Source organism: Verrucosispora sp. CNZ293 (assembly GCF_002754655.1).
Genome location: NZ_PEFR01000001.1, coordinates 4,218,757 through 4,234,002, shown reverse-complemented (window position 1 = coordinate 4,234,002; position 15,246 = coordinate 4,218,757). Strand labels below are relative to the sequence as shown.

16 protein-coding genes are annotated in these 15,246 nt (G+C 70.0%); 12 read left to right on the top strand and 4 right to left on the bottom strand.

Annotation, left to right across the window (positions count from 1 at the left end):
* Positions 1–1,095 precede the first annotated feature (1,095 nt).
* A complete protein-coding gene (locus CLT74_RS19235; protein WP_099847764.1) occupies positions 1,096–1,320 on the top strand; it encodes a hypothetical protein in 225 nt (74 codons plus the stop codon).
* Between the two features lie 215 nt (positions 1,321–1,535).
* Here the strand turns inward: CLT74_RS19235 and CLT74_RS19230 are convergent, their stop codons facing one another.
* Positions 1,536–1,733, bottom strand: coding sequence for a hypothetical protein (locus CLT74_RS19230; protein ID WP_099847763.1), 198 nt, complete (start codon positions 1,731–1,733; stop codon positions 1,536–1,538).
* 395 nt (positions 1,734–2,128) lie between these two features.
* Between CLT74_RS19230 and CLT74_RS19220 the strand changes: the two genes are divergently transcribed.
* From CLT74_RS19220 to CLT74_RS19190, 8 genes are all read left to right on the top strand, one after another.
* Positions 2,129–2,860 (top strand): GAF and ANTAR domain-containing protein, encoded by a 732-nt coding sequence (locus tag CLT74_RS19220; RefSeq protein ID WP_099847432.1) that lies wholly within the window; start codon positions 2,129–2,131, stop codon positions 2,858–2,860.
* A gap of 372 nt (positions 2,861–3,232) precedes the next feature.
* The gene (locus tag CLT74_RS19215) at positions 3,233–3,631 is read left to right on the top strand and encodes a LapA family protein (RefSeq protein ID WP_099847761.1); all 399 of its coding nucleotides are present in this window, start codon (positions 3,233–3,235) and stop codon (positions 3,629–3,631) included.
* Positions 3,631–4,188, top strand: a complete 558-nt coding sequence (locus tag CLT74_RS19210) for a DUF5994 family protein (RefSeq protein ID WP_099847760.1) — start codon at positions 3,631–3,633, stop codon at positions 4,186–4,188. Before CLT74_RS19215 ends, CLT74_RS19210 begins: the two co-directional genes overlap by 1 nt.
* Positions 4,189–4,336: 148 nt before the next feature.
* Complete coding sequence (locus tag CLT74_RS30865) at positions 4,337–4,510, top strand: hypothetical protein (protein ID WP_199172223.1); 174 nt, start codon at positions 4,337–4,339, stop codon at positions 4,508–4,510.
* Complete coding sequence (locus tag CLT74_RS19205; RefSeq protein ID WP_099847759.1) at positions 4,507–5,520, top strand: glycosyltransferase family 4 protein; 1,014 nt, start codon at positions 4,507–4,509, stop codon at positions 5,518–5,520. Before CLT74_RS30865 ends, CLT74_RS19205 begins: the two co-directional genes overlap by 4 nt.
* Positions 5,521–5,639: 119 nt before the next feature.
* Positions 5,640–6,776: a glycosyltransferase gene (locus CLT74_RS19200; RefSeq protein WP_099847758.1), complete on the top strand. Its 1,137-nt coding sequence runs from the start codon at positions 5,640–5,642 to the stop codon at positions 6,774–6,776.
* Positions 6,773–7,825: a glycosyltransferase gene (locus CLT74_RS19195; protein WP_486582414.1), complete on the top strand. Its 1,053-nt coding sequence runs from the start codon at positions 6,773–6,775 to the stop codon at positions 7,823–7,825. The genes CLT74_RS19200 and CLT74_RS19195 overlap by 4 nt, the downstream gene beginning before the upstream one ends.
* Positions 7,822–9,285, top strand: a complete 1,464-nt coding sequence (locus CLT74_RS19190) for a glycoside hydrolase family 130 protein (protein ID WP_099852377.1) — start codon at positions 7,822–7,824, stop codon at positions 9,283–9,285. The genes CLT74_RS19195 and CLT74_RS19190 overlap by 4 nt, the downstream gene beginning before the upstream one ends.
* Positions 9,286–9,358: 73 nt before the next feature.
* Here the strand turns inward: CLT74_RS19190 and CLT74_RS19185 are convergent, their stop codons facing one another.
* A complete protein-coding gene (locus tag CLT74_RS19185; protein ID WP_158240278.1) occupies positions 9,359–10,420 on the bottom strand; it encodes a Brp/Blh family beta-carotene 15,15'-dioxygenase in 1,062 nt (353 codons plus the stop codon).
* Positions 10,417–11,112 (bottom strand): bacteriorhodopsin, encoded by a 696-nt coding sequence (locus tag CLT74_RS19180; protein ID WP_099847757.1) that lies wholly within the window; start codon positions 11,110–11,112, stop codon positions 10,417–10,419. The genes CLT74_RS19185 and CLT74_RS19180 overlap by 4 nt, the downstream gene beginning before the upstream one ends.
* Before the next feature lie 175 nt (positions 11,113–11,287).
* Here CLT74_RS19180 and CLT74_RS19175 point away from each other — a divergent pair, with 175 nt between their 5' ends.
* Complete coding sequence (locus tag CLT74_RS19175; RefSeq protein ID WP_099847756.1) at positions 11,288–12,115, top strand: bacteriorhodopsin; 828 nt, start codon at positions 11,288–11,290, stop codon at positions 12,113–12,115.
* 95 nt (positions 12,116–12,210) lie between these two features.
* Positions 12,211–12,978: a heliorhodopsin HeR gene (gene heR / locus CLT74_RS19170; protein ID WP_199172222.1), complete on the top strand. Its 768-nt coding sequence runs from the start codon at positions 12,211–12,213 to the stop codon at positions 12,976–12,978.
* Positions 12,979–13,186: 208 nt separating this feature from the next.
* On the opposite strand, the gene CLT74_RS19165 is transcribed toward heR, so the two are convergent.
* Positions 13,187–14,101 carry a LysR family transcriptional regulator gene (locus CLT74_RS19165; RefSeq protein WP_099847754.1) on the bottom strand — a complete coding sequence of 305 codons (915 nt, stop codon included), beginning with the start codon at positions 14,099–14,101 and terminating at the stop codon, positions 13,187–13,189.
* A gap of 190 nt (positions 14,102–14,291) precedes the next feature.
* Here CLT74_RS19165 and CLT74_RS19160 point away from each other — a divergent pair, with 190 nt between their 5' ends.
* The gene (locus CLT74_RS19160; RefSeq protein WP_099847753.1) at positions 14,292–15,092 is read left to right on the top strand and encodes a GNAT family N-acetyltransferase; all 801 of its coding nucleotides are present in this window, start codon (positions 14,292–14,294) and stop codon (positions 15,090–15,092) included.
* Positions 15,093–15,246 lie beyond the last annotated feature (154 nt).

The following is a 15,246-nucleotide window of genomic DNA, read 5'->3' as shown; positions in this document are numbered from 1 at the left end:
TGCGGTGCGAGGCACCGCCCGAGGCACCGCCCGAGGCACCGCTCATTGGCCGGCCGCCATGCCTGGGCACCGCCGCGGATCAGGTGTGTTGCGACAAGTACTGGAACCCGCCCGGAACCACGGGGTCAGTTTTCCCTACCTTGTTGACAGGCTCGACGAGGCCCCTGGGTCGCGGCTACGGTGATCGCAGGGGCGCGAGCTGCACGGTCCACGTCCGGGCTGTTCCGACAACCGCAATTGCCCGGCAGAGTAGGTCGCAGCCAAGCTGTGGACTTCCTTCTGCGAAGCCGCGGTTGATGAAGCTGATCGCTCTCGGGTGGTCGCCCGCTTCAAGAGCGCTCTCCAGCCCGTCGGCCAGAACTGCGGCGAGGGCGGCGTGGAAGCTGTCTGCCCCTCTTTCGCGGAGGGTCTTGGCGGGCTCGCGCAATGGTGACGGAGAGACTGCGGATGGGGCTGTCGCGAGAGTCATGTTCTTCTCCTGTGGTCCGGTTTTGCTCGACTCAGGCCAGCCAGATTGACGCCCACCTGCCGCAGCCGTGCCGCAACGGCATCGGCGTGCCGCGATGGGCGGGATCCGCTTGCTTCCCGGCAAGGTAGCGGCTGGTGACCTGGGCATGATCCCCGACGAGATGGCAACGCGTCGCTGGTCCTCTCCGGCAACCGACGCGGCGTTGTCTGCCAGCACACTGACGTGTCGGTGGTGATCGGTTGGTCTGCCAACGCCCGTCCCTCAACCCTCGAGGTTGTGCTGTGGACACTGCCGAGACCTGGGCAGCACGCCCGGTAGGCGCCGGCCCGCCAACGATGTTGACGCACTAATTCACCACTCACTCTACGGCACCACAGGCAGCGCTGCCGCCGCCAGCTCAGCAGGCTGACTCCAGCGATGAATGTGGCCCTCTCGGGACGAGGGGCACAGCCTCGTCTCGTGTCCATGCCACGTCCGTCCGGGTGTGATCCATCGTCCGAGCCTCGCCCGTGTCGGCGATCTGCGTCAGCATTCGCAGTTGGTGCAGATGGCTGTGCCACTCGACCGGAGGAGCCCGCGACGACGCCACCGTCCCTGGCATCCGCACTCGACTAGTCTTCTGCGATATGGCAACCACGGTGCTACGCGTCCGGCTCATCGGCGGCGACCGCATGGACGTCACGTACGACGAACCGGACGTCTCCGACCAGGACGAGCTTGTGGAACACGTGATCTCGACGCTGGCGCAGGATTCGGGCATGCTGCGCACCAAACACGGTGATCGGCTCGTCGTACTTTACGGCCGAGGTGTCGCGGCGATCGAAGTTGCGCCGCGCGGCGCTGTGCTGTGACGGAGGCCGCCACCAAATCCCATGCAGGTGCATTTTGTTTTCGTGTCGATCTGGGCGAGCGGCTTCCGCGCTGGATGACCTCGCCGCCGCAACCGGATCGCTGTGCGCTGTGGCAAACAACCCGGTGTCGACGCGGGGACCGTTGCCTCGCCTCGCCTGTCCCTAAAGGACGTCTCGTAACTCGGTGAAGGCGTTGCCCGGGACCGGTGCTGGTGTCAGCCGAGGAGGATGATGTTGTGCGGGTTGGCGATGCCGGAAGCGGTGTCGGTCAATGTGCTGGCGGCACGCCGATAGTCTCGTAGGATCTTGAAGGTCTTCATGCGGGCGAGGGCGTGTTCGACCTGGGCGCGGACGGTGCGGTGCTGCTTGTTCGCCAGCGGCGAACTGTCAGCCACCGGGGTCCCGAGCGACACTGCGAGCGTACGCCTCCGCGACCGGATCGGCAGCCGTCGGTGCCGTCGCGGTCCGGTGGTCCACCGTTCGCGCGGTGGCGTCACGCGGGAGTACGGTGTGATCGTCGTCCGAGACCTCGGCACCGTACGGCAGCGCGTCCGCCACCCCGCGTGAGCTGATGTACGCCACGGGCCGGACCGCGTCGGAACTGAAAAACCTTACCCTCACCTTTGGTGAGGGGCCGTGCGTGGACGCGACCGCCGGTGGACCTGTCCTGATCGCCGATCTGACTGTGCCGGAAGTGCCGGAACCGCTGGCCGGTGTTCGCGCCGGCTGCGGTGCTCGTCGGGGTCGGCGCGTTACGGACCATCCCGTCGGGCGACCGGTGGGACGACTGATTGACGAGGTGACTGAGATGGCCGAGACCCCGCTGGTCGATGTTTTCGTGGAGTTGGCCGACACTCTCGTTGACGACTTCGACGTGATTGAGTTCCTGCACGTGCTGTCTGAGAGATGTGTCGAGGTGCTGGGTGTGTCGGCGGCCGGGCTGCTCCTGACCGGCCAGCGGGACAGGCTGCAGGTGGTCGCCGCCTCCTCCGAACGCACCCGGCTGCTGGAGCTGTTCCAGCTTCAGACCGATGAGGGGCCCTGTCTCGACTGCTTCCGGACGGGGCAACCGGTGTCGGTCGCTGATCTGACCCGGGCCACTGCCCGTTGGCCGAGGTTCACCGCGGCTGCGGCGGAGGTCGGTTTCGCCGCGGTGCACGCCCTGCCCATGCGCCTGCGCTCCGAGGTGATCGGCGCGCTGAGCCTCTTCGACGTCCGGCCGGGGGACCTCGACGAGGACAGGCTCCGCATCGGTCAGGCGCTCGCCGACGTGGCCACCATCGGACTGCTGCAACACCGCGCCATCCATCGGCGCGACATGCTCACCGAACAGCTGCAAACCGCCCTGAACAGCCGGATCCTGATCGAACAGGCCAAGGGGATCCTCGCCGAACGCCTCCAGGTGGACGTGGGTCAGGCCTTCGCGATACTGCGTGACGGCGCCCGCAGCCGCAACCGGCGACTGTCCGAACTGTCCCAGGCGATCGTCGACGGCTCCGAGCAGCTCGCGCCCGGACCGGTCGCCCACCGGCCCGGCTGACGACCGGCTGAACAATCGACTGCCGCGAAACCAAGCTGGGTCGCTCCTGATCCGAGGTTGTGCGCCACCTGAAACGACATCGGATGCCCCGCACCTCCGGCCGCCGTGCGTTGAGCTGCCGTGCCACCCCGGGCCGGAGCTGAGGCGCCCTTCCGGGCCCTACGGCGTGGGCCGTGCCAGCGGGCGATGACCGTCGGTGTGCTCGCGCACCTCGTCGACCTGGTGGCGGCGGGACGTGTTCCTCCGGATTTGTAGATTCGGCACCTCGGGCGTACCGATCAGCCGATCGGAGAGTAGGCTGAAGATGTCGTCCTGGACCCCGGCGGCTCCGGCTCGCGTATTTCGCGAACCACCGTCGAGATGAGGTCCACCATGACCAGGTTCGTCGGCTCCACCCGCCCCACAAACGTGCGGTCGCGCCCCGAGATCAACAACCGGCTCCGTCCTGTGCCGCGTGTCCGCACCGGGGGTTCGCTTGTCGCGTTCGCAGCGTCCGCCGTGGTGCTGCTCCTGCTGTTGATCTTCATCCTGCAGAACGGTCAACGCACGGAGGTGCACTTCTTCGGCGCGCATGGGCAACTTCCGATGGGAGTCGCGCTGTTGTTCGCCGCAGTGTTCGGCGTACTGCTGGTGACCATCCAAGCCACCACGCGGCGCGTCATCCAGCTGCGGCTGCTGACCCGCAGGCACCGCACCCCCGACACCACCATCACCCGTCCATACCCCGCCGACACCGACCCGCGCGCCGACGTACCGCAGGGACGGAGCTGATGGTCCGCTCGGCCGAGGACCGCATGACGTGGGTCTGCACCAGCGAGCCGCCCACAGCGCGCCTGCGGATGGCTGACTCGTCGCCCGGCCGCGTGATGCTCGACGGCGGTTGGTGGCCGACCTCACGCGACCCGGTCGTCGAATTGTCCAGCCTGGTCACCGCGCTCACGGCACGGCGTGGCGGCGGGATCGAACGGATCATGCTGCAGCCGGCGGCCTGGGACAGGCATCCATCCCGGATCGGCGTCGGCGGTGCCGTGGTGCGGGTGGGCTGGTTCAACACCCTCGGTGCCGAGTTGGTGATCATCACCGGTCTGCGGGGTCTGCGGATCGACTTGGCCGTGGTAGCGCCGGAGACTGCGTACGCCGTGGCGACGGCGGCCATGCTCGCGGCCTCCCGCCCCGCCGCCACCACCCGCGCCGCCGATGTTCTGCTCGTACCGTCCGGCTCTCGCACGCGACCGTTTGTGCGACAGGGCGACGATGTCGGCGAGTGGGAGACCGAAGGTGGCCACCTGCAACCCGATCGACCCCCCACAGCGCCGGCCCGGACCTGAACGCTCCACCGGCCGGGCCGGGAGGCGCGGGGTCCGGGACCTCGGTTCGAGGTCCCGGACCCCGGTGCCATCACTGACTGCAGTCCCCAGCCGCGGGAACAACCTGCTGACCATGACCGTTCCAGACCGCTGCACAAGGGGGCACCCGATGAGGATCGCCAGGTACAGAATCGTTGCGGCGCTGCGCGAACGCGGCCAGCAGACCAGGGCCGACTGGGTCGAGCGCGAGCTACCGGAGCGGGTGGACCCCGACAAGCACGTGGGGCTGCTCGCCACTCTGCGTCTCGATCCGGCCGATCTTGCCGACGCGCCGTCTCCGTGAGGGTTGCCCTGCTCGGCCCGGTGGCCTGGCGGACGCCCCCGCACCACTACGGTCCCTGGGAGCAGGTGACCGGTCTGCTCGCCGAGGGGCTGGTCAGCCGAGGCGTGGACGTGACCCTGTTCGCGACGCTGGACTCTGTCACCTCCGCCGCCCTTGACGGTGTGTGCCCCCGGGGGTACGCCGACGACGCGGCCATGGACGGCCGGGTGTGGGAGGCGATGCATGTCTCCCACGCGATGGCCCGCTCGTCGGAGTTCGACCTGGTGCACAGCCACCTCGACTGGCTGCCGCTGGCTTTCGCCGAGCACTGCCGTGCTCCGCTGCTCACCACCGTGCACGGCTTCTCCGGTACGGGGATCGTCCCGGCGTACGCCCGGGCCCGCTCGTCCTACGTGTCGATCTCCGACGCCGATCGGAGCGCCGAGCTCGACTACGTCGCGACGGTGCACCACGGCGTCGACCTCACCGGGCTGCCGTTCACCCGCGACGCCGGTCCCGGACTGGTCGCCTTCGGCCGGATCCACCCGGACAAGGGCATCCACACGGCCATCGAGATCGCCCGCCGCGCCGGCCGGCCGCTGACCATCTGCGGCATCGTGCAGGACGAGCGTTACTTCGCCGAACAGGTGGCCCCGCACATCGACGGCGACCAGGTCGTCTTCCTCGGCTCGGTCGGCCCTCGACGGCGTGCGGAGGTGCTGGGCGCGAGTACCGCGCTGCTGCACCCGATCGCCTTCGACGAGCCGTTCGGACTGTCGGTGGTGGAGTCGATGGTCTGCGGCACGCCGGTCGTCGCATACGCGCGAGGTTCGATGCCGGAGGTCATCGACGAGGGGGCGACGGGGTTCCTCGTGCACACCGTCGAGCAGGCCGTCGAGGCGGTCACCCGGGCCGGCGGGTTGGACCGGGGCGGCTGCCGGGCCCGGGCCCGGCAGCGCTTCGGCGTGGACCGGATGGTCACCGACTACCTGTCCGTCTACGACCACCTCATCCGCCGATCGCACCGCTGAACCCGATTCCCGCCCACGAACCCGTTCCGCTGGCCACACACGCTGGCCGGCGTGCGCCGTCACCGCGTGAGGCCGCCCTGCAGTCAGGCGGTGGCCGACAACCGGAAGGCCCGACACCCATGCCCAGCTACGGATTCCTCAGCACCCACCCACCGACCCGGTGCGGACTGGCAACGTTCAACTCCGCCCTCGCCGCCCACCTGACCGCCGACGGCGCGCGCGGCGGCATCGTCCGGGTCACCGACCGCAGCGACGACCTGCGGGCCGGACCCGGGGTCGTGCACACCTGGTCGCCCCGTGCCCAGGCCGGCTGGCGGGACGCCGCCGCCGTCCTGAACACCTTCGACGTGGCCGTCGTGCAACACGAGTACGGCGTCTACCCCGGCGTCGACGGGGAGGACATCGTGCCGCTGCTGCGCCGGCTCACCGTGCCGAGCATCGTGGTCCTGCACACCGTGCTGCGCCGGCCCTCGGCCCGGCAGAAGTCCCTGCTGGAGCAGATCGTCACCGCCGCCGGAGCGGTCGTCACGATGACCGAAACGGCTCGCAACCGGCTGGTCGTCGGCTACACCGTACGTCCGGGCAAGGTCACGGTCATCCCGCACGGCGCCGACGACCATGTCCGGGCCCCTGCCGACCGCCGTACCCGCCCGCACCTGCTGACCTGGGGACTGCTCGGCCCCGGCAAGGGCGTCGAGTGGGCGTTGCGGGCCCTCGCGAAGTTGCAGGACCTCGAACCGACACCCACCTACACCGTCGCCGGCCGGACACATCCGAAGGTGGCCGCGCGTCAGGGAGAGGCGTACCGGACGGGACTGCACCGGCTCGGCGCGCAGCTGGGCGTCGCCCATGCCGTGGACTACCAGGACGTCTACCACGACAAACCCACGCTCGCCGGGTTGATCCGCTCCGCCGACGTGGTCGTGCTGCCCTACGACTCCCGTGAACAGGTCACCTCGGGGGTGCTCATCGAGGCGGTGGCCGCCGGGGTGCCCGTCGTGGCCACGGCCTTCCCGCACGCCGTCGAGCTGCTCACCGGCGGTCCCGGGCTGGTCGTACCCCATCAGGATCCGGCGGCGCTGGCCGCCGCCATCCGGCGGATCCTCAACGAACCGGGCCTGGCGGCTCGGCTGGCCGGCCGCGTCCCGCCCCTGGCCGCGGACCTGCGCTGGCCGGTGGTGGCGGCCCGCTACGGCAACCTCGCCGAACGGCTCGTCGCCGCACACCCGCCCGTGGTCAGCGCGGCGTCGGCGTGACCGCGACCACCGGTCTGTCCAGCATGCCGGGCAGCGGTCGCCGGCATCCGACGCCTCAGCCGAGCTTCGCGCACCTGATCCGGTTGAGTGACGACACCGGCCTGTTCGAGCACGCCCGGCATGCCATCGTCCGCCGCGAGCACGGCTACTGCACCGACGACGTCGCCCGTGGCCTGGTCGTCACCAGCCGCGAGCCGGAGCCGACCGAGGAGGTGCTCGGGCTGGCGGAGTGCTACCTCGCGTTTCTCACCCACGCGCAGGACACCCGGGGCGCCTTCCACAACCGGCTCGGCCATGACCGGCGTTGGACCGACGAGCCTGGGCTCGGTGACTGGTGGGGTCGTGCGCTGTGGGGGCTGGGCACCGCTGCGGCCCGCAGTCCCGCGCCCTGGATCCGGGAGGGGGCACTTGTCGCCTTCAGCCGCGGTGCCGCCAGGCGCGCCCCGACCCCGCACGCGATGGCCTTCGCCGGGCTCGGCGCGGTCGAGGTGCTGCGCCGCCACCCGGGCCACGCCGATGCGGCCGCGCTGCTGAGGGACGCCGCTGCCACGATCGGCGCACCCGGATCCGACCCGCGCTGGCCTTGGCCGCGACCGCGCCTGACCTATGCCAACGCGGCCCTCACGGAGGTCGTCATCGCGGCCAGCCAACTGCGCCACGACGCCCCACCCCTCGGCGACGGCCTGCGGATGCTGACCTGGCTGCGCGACATGCAACTGCGCGACGGGCGGCTGTCGGTCGTACCCGCGGGCGGTTGGGAACGTGGTGGGGTGCGGCGCCACCACGACCAGCAGCCAATCGAGGTCGCCGCGTTCGCCGACGCCTGCGCCACCGCCGCCACGGTCACCGGCGACCCCGGCTGGGAAACCGGGATGCGGCAGGCGGTGGGGTGGTTCCTTGGCGACAACGACGTCGGCACGCGGATGTGGGACCCGGCGACCGGCGGCGGCTACGACGGGCTGACCCCGCACGGACCCAACCTCAACCAGGGCGCCGAATCCACCCTCGCGCTGATCTCCACCCTGCAGCACGCCCGGCGGTGGTCGTGAGCGGGGCCCTCGCCGTCCGCCAGGACGTCGTCCTCACCCCGGATCCAGGTCGGGTGATCCTCAAGCTCTTCGTCCCGGGCGAGGACGACGCCGTGGTACACAGCCGCGCGCGGGCGCTCATCGCCCGTCTCGCGCGCCTCGACGAGGAGGAGACCAGCCGGTTGCTGAGGGACACCTTCGAGCGCTTCGGGGCCCGGCACCGGGACCTGGACGGCACGTTCCACCACCACTACGACCTGGTCCGGCACCGCGCCGCCCGGGCCGGGGACCTCTCGCCCGCCGCGCGTCTCCTGGTCGGCGCCTACTTCAGTCACGAGTACGCGGTCGAGGCCGCCGCACTGTGCAACCCGTCGATGGTGGCCCACCCGGACCAGAGCGCTCTGGGCACCGGGCAGTTGCGCGTCGCGATCAGCCTGCGCCAGATCGGCGAGGGGCACCGGTCGTCCATCGGGTTCGCCACCGCGGTCCTCGGACCCGGACGCCGGCTCGCCGTCGCTGGCCGGTCCGGTCCGCTGGTCGTCGGGCAGCGGATGGCCGTACGCCATCGCCGGGACCTCCTCGTCGCCGGGCTGGCGGAGGAGGAGTGCGACAACGAGATCACCGCCACCGTGCTGGACTCCCTGCCCGAACGGTACGACGAAGCCACCTTCGAGCGGGTGCTCGGCGAGCTGCCACCGGACCTGCTCTCCCGCAGCAGCGGACCGGAAACCCTCGAACACGTACGCCGCACCAACGCCGCCACCTACGCCACGACGTTCCCCACCGGCACCGCCCTGCACCAACGGGTGCTCTGGCCCGCCGTTCCGGCGGAGAGCAACGGCATGGAGGACGCCCGGTTCGTCAGGTTCACCAGCGAGTCCGGACCCGTGTACCGGGCCACCTACACCGCCTACGACGGACGGCGCATCGCCACCCGTGCGTTGGCCAGCAGCGACCTGCGCCGCTTCGAGGCGACCCCGATGCGTGGGCCGGGCGTCCGCAACAAGGGCGTCGCGCTGTTCCCCCGCACCGTCGGCGGCCGGCACCTCGCCCTGTGCCGCGCCGACGGGGAGACCCTCGGCCTGACCCTCCTGGACGGTGCGAACCGGTGGCAGGAACCGGTGCCGCTGCACGCCCCGCGGGACAGCTGGGAACTGATCCAGGTCGGCAACTGCGGATCCCCCGTCGAGACCGACGCCGGTTGGCTCGTGCTCACCCACGGCGTCGGTCCGATGCGCCGGTACGCCATCGGCGCCTTCCTGCTCGACCTGCACCGACCGGAACGGGTCCTCGCACGGCTTCCCGGCGCGCTCCTGTCACCCGACGAGGCCGACCGGGACGGATACGTCCCCAACGTCGTCTACTCCTGCGGCGGCCTCGTCCACGCCGGTGAGCTGTGGTTGCCGTACGGGGCCAGCGACACCCGGGTCGGTTTCGCCACCGTGTCGGTGGCCGCCCTCCTCGCCGCGATGGTGGATTAAGGTCGCCTCGATCTCGGCTCGGTGGTGTGGGCCGTGGCTGATGCCGTTCTACGCCCTGCTCCGGCGGTGACGATCAGTGTGCTGCGACGTCCGACGCCGTCGCACTGGAAGCTGTCACCGGCCCCGTCGCCGTCCACTTGTCGAGCCGGGCGACCACTGCCGCGTGCGGCACGGTGAGCCCGGCGAGCACGGCGAAGACCACCTGCAACGGGTCGGCTGCGAACGGACCTGCTGTGGTTTCGTTGACGGTCGACGTTGCGCCGGTGGCGTACAGCAGGGCGAGTAGGCCGGCGAAGGCGACAATTGTCGGCAACGCCGCCTGCCTGGCGAATCTGCCGACCGGTCCGCCCAGTCGCCCCACCGCCAGGCGGTGCCGGTTACCCGGGTCGGCGCGCAACAACCGGGCGATGTGCCGGGCGGAGTGCCAGGCCGCGAAGTACGCGCCGAAGGCCAGCGGCGGCGGCACCAGCGCGAAGGCTGCGACGAGGATGCCGAGTGCCACCACATCCTCCCCACGGTGGGCGGTGAGGGCGCGCAGTCCGGTCACCAGGGCCGCCAGAAGCACAGCGGTCAACGCCACCAGCCGACCGGCCGGCGTGAACGCGGCCGAGGCGCCGGGGGCGACCGCGTCCAGCAACGGATCGACCGTGCCCGGCCACATCGCGACGGGCAGCACCACCGGAGGCCCGCCGTACGCCAGGACGGCGAGCGTGGAACGGACGGGCGGCTGCCCGTACCGCTCGGCCTGGTAGGCCACGTCGCCGGTGCCGAAGTGCAGCACCGTGAGGATCAAGAATCCGGTCAGCACGGGCACCGGCATCCAGAGGAACAGCGCAGCCGTGGCGGCGGTCGTGCCGGCGTACGCCAGTAGCAGCCCGACGGTGGCCCGCAGCGGGCGTGTCGTGGCGCAGTGCCAGGCCGGCACCAGGTGATCAACGGCGCCGTGCGGCAGGCCGATCAGCAGGCCGATGAGCAGCGGGAGGATTCCGGCACCGGCGGCCGTGTCCCGCGCCAGCGGGCTCAGGCAGATGAGGCCGGCCAGTACGACGGGGCCCGACCGGCCGACCCGGCGCAGCAGCCAGGTGTCGTGCGGGAGGGAAGCCGCTCGGCTGATCTGACGGCGGGATGAGGTCACGCGGTGGTGAGCAGGCGGCGGTCGGACAGGCGCCGCAGCAGACCCAGGTCGACCGCGCTCCACACGACCTTGGACAGGATCGGCAGGACCACGAACAGGGCGGTGTCGGTGGTGTCCCCGAACAGCCCGAACCCGGACGGCCCCAGGATCCAGATCAGCGGATAGCCGACCCAGAGCACGCTGAGCAGGAGCGCCACCTGCGTGAAGGTCCTTGACATCGGGGCCGGTTGACTGGCTGCGGTGGCCCGCAGCGGTCCCCAGATCAGCCCGAACACCACCAGCAGGGCCACCACGCCGACGGCGTAGAGCCCGTACCGACCGGCCCGGTTCTCCATCAGGTCGGCCAGGAAACCGCTTGTGATCATGATGACGTCGGCGGCGACGAGCGCGCGGACCAGTCCCCAGCGCTTGTGAGGCAGCGCGTGCATCGCGGTGAACGAGAGGGCGATCAGCAACAGCGGGGTGGTGACCACCCAGTCGGCGTACCGGGCCCAGAAAGTCGTCTGGTCGGCGACGTCGATCCGACCGCCGCCCACCGCCATCACCAGGTACCAGAACCCCGACCAGAGCGGAATGACCGTGGCGATCGTGTACTCCACCGACGGGATGCCCTTGGGGTTGGCCCGCCAGTAGCGGAAAAGCACGACGCCGGCCGCCATGGCGGCGACGTAGAACCACAGCCAGAGTTCCACGGCAACTCCCTCGCCAATCCCGGCTCTCCCCAAATGAGGGACCGTTCCGTTGATGCCAGCTTAGGATGGTTATCGAGCCTTTTAGGGTGACAAGGGGTAATCACCCTGATCGCCGGCGACGCGGCACCACCTCCGCGATCGGAGACAGTCCCGGGTCGGAAGGGGGGCCAGCGGCATGAATTTCGAGAACGAGTTCGGCTACAACGTCATCCAGTACACGTTGGTTTCGCACGTACTGACTCTCGGTTACGCCGTCATGGCGGCCGGGCTCGTCTACTTCCTGCTGACCATGTCCGGTGTCGCGCCGCGGTACCGGCTCGCCTCGGTGCTTTCCGCAGTGGTCATGATCTCTGCGTTCTTCGAACTCTGGGTGCTCTCGCAGCGCTGGTCGTCGGCGTTCTCCTGGGACGGAAGCGCGTTCGTGGGGACCGACGTCCTGTTCTCCAACGGGTACCGGTACATGAACTGGTCCATCGACGTACCCGTGCTGCTGATCCAGTTGCTGGTGGTGCTGGGTGTCACCGGACGGCGCTTCCACCGCACCTGGGCGATGTTCGTCGCCGGCGGCCTGGCCATGATCTACACCGGCTACGCGGGTCAGTTCTACGAGGTGGACAGGTCCTGGCCGTTCTGGTTCTGGGGCCTGGTCAGCACCGCCTTCTTCCTGTTCCTGCTCGCCCTGGTGGCCCGCCTGATCTTCGGCAACCTGCGCCGGCTGCCCCACGCCGCCCGTGGGCCGGCAAGATCCGTGTGGTGGCTGATCCTCGTCTCCTGGATGCTCTATCCCGGGGCGTACCTCATGCCGGCGCTGTGGGACTCCGCGGACGGGGTGGTGGCCCGGCAGATCACCTACACACTCGCCGACATCACCTCGAAGGTGATCTACGGAGTGCTGATCGGTGTGATCGCCCGCAAGGTCAGCGCAGCCGAGGGCTGTCAGGCCGCGATCGAGGAGGACGTGGCCCAGCCGCGCGGTGGCCTCACCTCCGCCACGTCCGGCTGACGGCTGCACCGGTCCGGCGCACGTACCGAACGCGGGTGACGGAAATGTGCAGAAGCTCCGGCTGACGGCCGTACCAGGTATCTATGGTGGCGCCCATGGGACACCAAGCCGCCGCCGGCGGCGACCGCTACCGGCGGCTACGCGGGTTCAACGTGCTCGTCGGCCTGCTCCTGGCCGCCGAAGGCGCCTGGATGTGGGCGGCCAGCAACGACCTGTCTCTACCGGTCACCGCGTCGTACCTCACGGCGGACCCGGTGACGCTCCGAGACGCCACCCTCCCGGAGGTGGCCTTCCGGATCGCCATCGGGCCTGCGGTAGCGGTCTTCCTGCTCCTCGCCGCGCTCGACCACCTGGTCACCGCCGCCCCGGGCGTGCACCGCTGGTACGAACGCAACCTCGACCGGCGGGCCAACTACGCCCGCTGGATCGAGTACTCGGTGAGCGCCTCCATCATGATCGTCCTGATCGGCCTGCTCGTCGGGATCCGCGACCTCGCGGCGGTCATCGGGATCTTCGCCGCGAACACCGCGATGATCCTCTTCGGGCTGCTGATGGAGCGGCAGCAGACACCGGGACGCGCCGACTGGAGCGCCTTCTGGTTCGGCTCGCTGGTCGGCCTGGCACCCTGGCTGGCGATCGCCGTGTACGTAGCGCAACCGCCGGAGATCCCCGGTTTCGTGTGGGCGATCATCGTCGTCCAGTTCCTGCTCTTCGCCAGCTTCGCCCTCAACATGGCGCTGCAGTACCGCCAGCGCGGCCGATGGCGTGACTACCGCTACGGTGAGGTGTCGTACATCCTGCTAAGCCTCCTGGCCAAGTCCGCGCTGGCCTGGCTGATCTACGCCAACGTGCTGCGCACCTGACGTCGGGGCCTCGGGGTTGTGGGTGAACGCGGGCCACTCCCTGCCACCCCAGGTCGCTAGATTGTCCAGCGCTGGAGGGGTCCACCGGCTACCACGTAGGGCTTCCGGTCACCGTAGGGCTGGTAGTCCGCTTCGTATGCCCGGGCATGCGGGTTCTCCCGCACCGGCCGATCTGTTGCGCGGCAGTCGGAAGCTTGTTGAGCCGCAGTCACGGTCTGCCGGTGGGAAGGGCGGTGCCAGGCCGGGCTACGTCGGTTGCTGCGATTTGAGCGAAGGCGCGTACCAGGGCATTCTCTCCACCTTTGCGCCACACCGGCGCGTAGTGCAGCACCGGTCCGTCGGTGATGGGCAGGAAGGTGATGTCGCCTCGTTGCCGGGTGGCTGTCACGTCCGATCCGATCGGGGACACGACGCTGCCGCCGGCGATCGCTCGGAAGGCCTCCTCGAGGGTGACGATGCCCAGTCCGCGCCGGATGGGCCGCCCGGCCGGGGTGGTGGACGGGGTGTGCGCCTCCCACACGTAGTCGGGAATGGGTCCCTCGGGGTAGACCACCGGATGATCGCCGAGATCCTCCAACTCGACGCTGCCCCGGCCGGCCAGCGGATGACCGGCGGCCACCGCCAGCACCAGCTCCTCGCGGTGCAGGACCGGCCCGACCGTGAGGTCGGGCTCGCGGATGGGCAGCCAGAGAATCCCGATGTCGACCGAACCGGCCCGCAGCGGCCCGAGCGGGTCGGTCGGCAGGATTTCGCGCAGGCGCAGCTCGCACTGCGGGTGCCGCTGCCGGAACAGGTCGAGGACGGCCTCGACCGACTGGTAGTGGGTGCCCATGGTGCCGACGGTCAGCGTGCCGGCCTGGCCGCGTGCGGTGGCGGCGGCCTCCTCGATGCCGGAGATGATCTCGCTGTAGCCGGCGCGGAGGCGGTCGCGTAACCGTTCGCCGAGCGGGGTGAGTCGAACGGCGCGGCTCGTACGCTCGAACAGGCTTCCGCCGATCCGGCGTTCCTGCTGTTTGATCGACTGACTGACCCGCGACTGGGACACGTGCAAACGCTCGGCCGTGCGACCGAAGTGAAGCTCTTCGGTCAGCGTCAGGAAGATCTCGATGTCGCGCAGTTCCACCAGACGGCCCTACCTTCGATCATTGCGGCCCGGGATTGGGCAGTCTACGGCCGTGACGGGAACGGGCGGCACGAGCGTGGTTCGGACCACCGGCCGTCGCGGAGTCCGTCGTCGATCGATCACCGCTGGCTAATGCGGCGATGCGATCTTCTGCGTTGTTCGACCGGGGCGGCCGGACGATGGTGGACGCATGAGCGAAAGCGTGATCGACATCGTGGCGGTGCCGGATCATTTCGGGACTCCACGCTGGCACGCTGTGATGTCGCCCGGCTCGGTGGCCGGGGTCGCCGATCTGCGTCCGGTCATGCCGTTCGAGTACGAACTGTCACCGCCGACCGCCCTGCAGCCGGGCACCCTTGATCTGAACCTGTATGTGCGGCCACAGTGGCATCGACGAGGGATCGGATCGCGGCTGCTGGCCGCCGTCCGTGCACACGCCGTGGGACGGCGGCTGATCGTGGAGATCGCCCCGGATTCCGCCGCGCAGTCGTTCTGCGAGCGGCACGGATTTCGGCGCGCCGGATCCAGGAACCATGACCTGCTCGCCTACCGCGATATTCATGATGCCTGGCTGGGTGAGTTGGTCGACGTCGAGCACCCTGGATACCGACTGCGTCACTGGACCGGGGACCCGACTGGCGCGAACAGCGTCGAGCAACTACTCCGGTATCCGAACCGACCGGGTAATGCGGTGGTGAGCACCGCCGAGGCGGACGGCGGCGTGGTCGCCTATGTCATGGCGGTGACGGGTGCACCGTCACGGCGTCGCGCCCGCCAGTACGGCCCTGCCGTGCTCGTCGGTCATCGTGGACGGCGGCTGGGGCTGTGGGTCAACGCCGCTCTGCTCACGCGACTGCGCGAGATCCACCCACACGTCGAGGAGGTCGAGACTCGCGCCGCCGACGAGGACTCCGACCTGCTCGCCCTGCATCGACACCTGGGCTTCCGCCCTCTCGGGCGGCGTCTCCGCTACGAACTCACCCTGCCGTAACCGGCGGCCCTGACTCCGGTCCAGCAGCACCTGGGTCGACGCGTCCCACTGAAGAGAGGTTTGTCATGAAAGATCCTGCGCGAACCCGGACGTGCGCCGCCACGGGCAGGAGCCGAGACCCGCCCTGTGATCGCCGGGCCGCCACCCGGCGGTC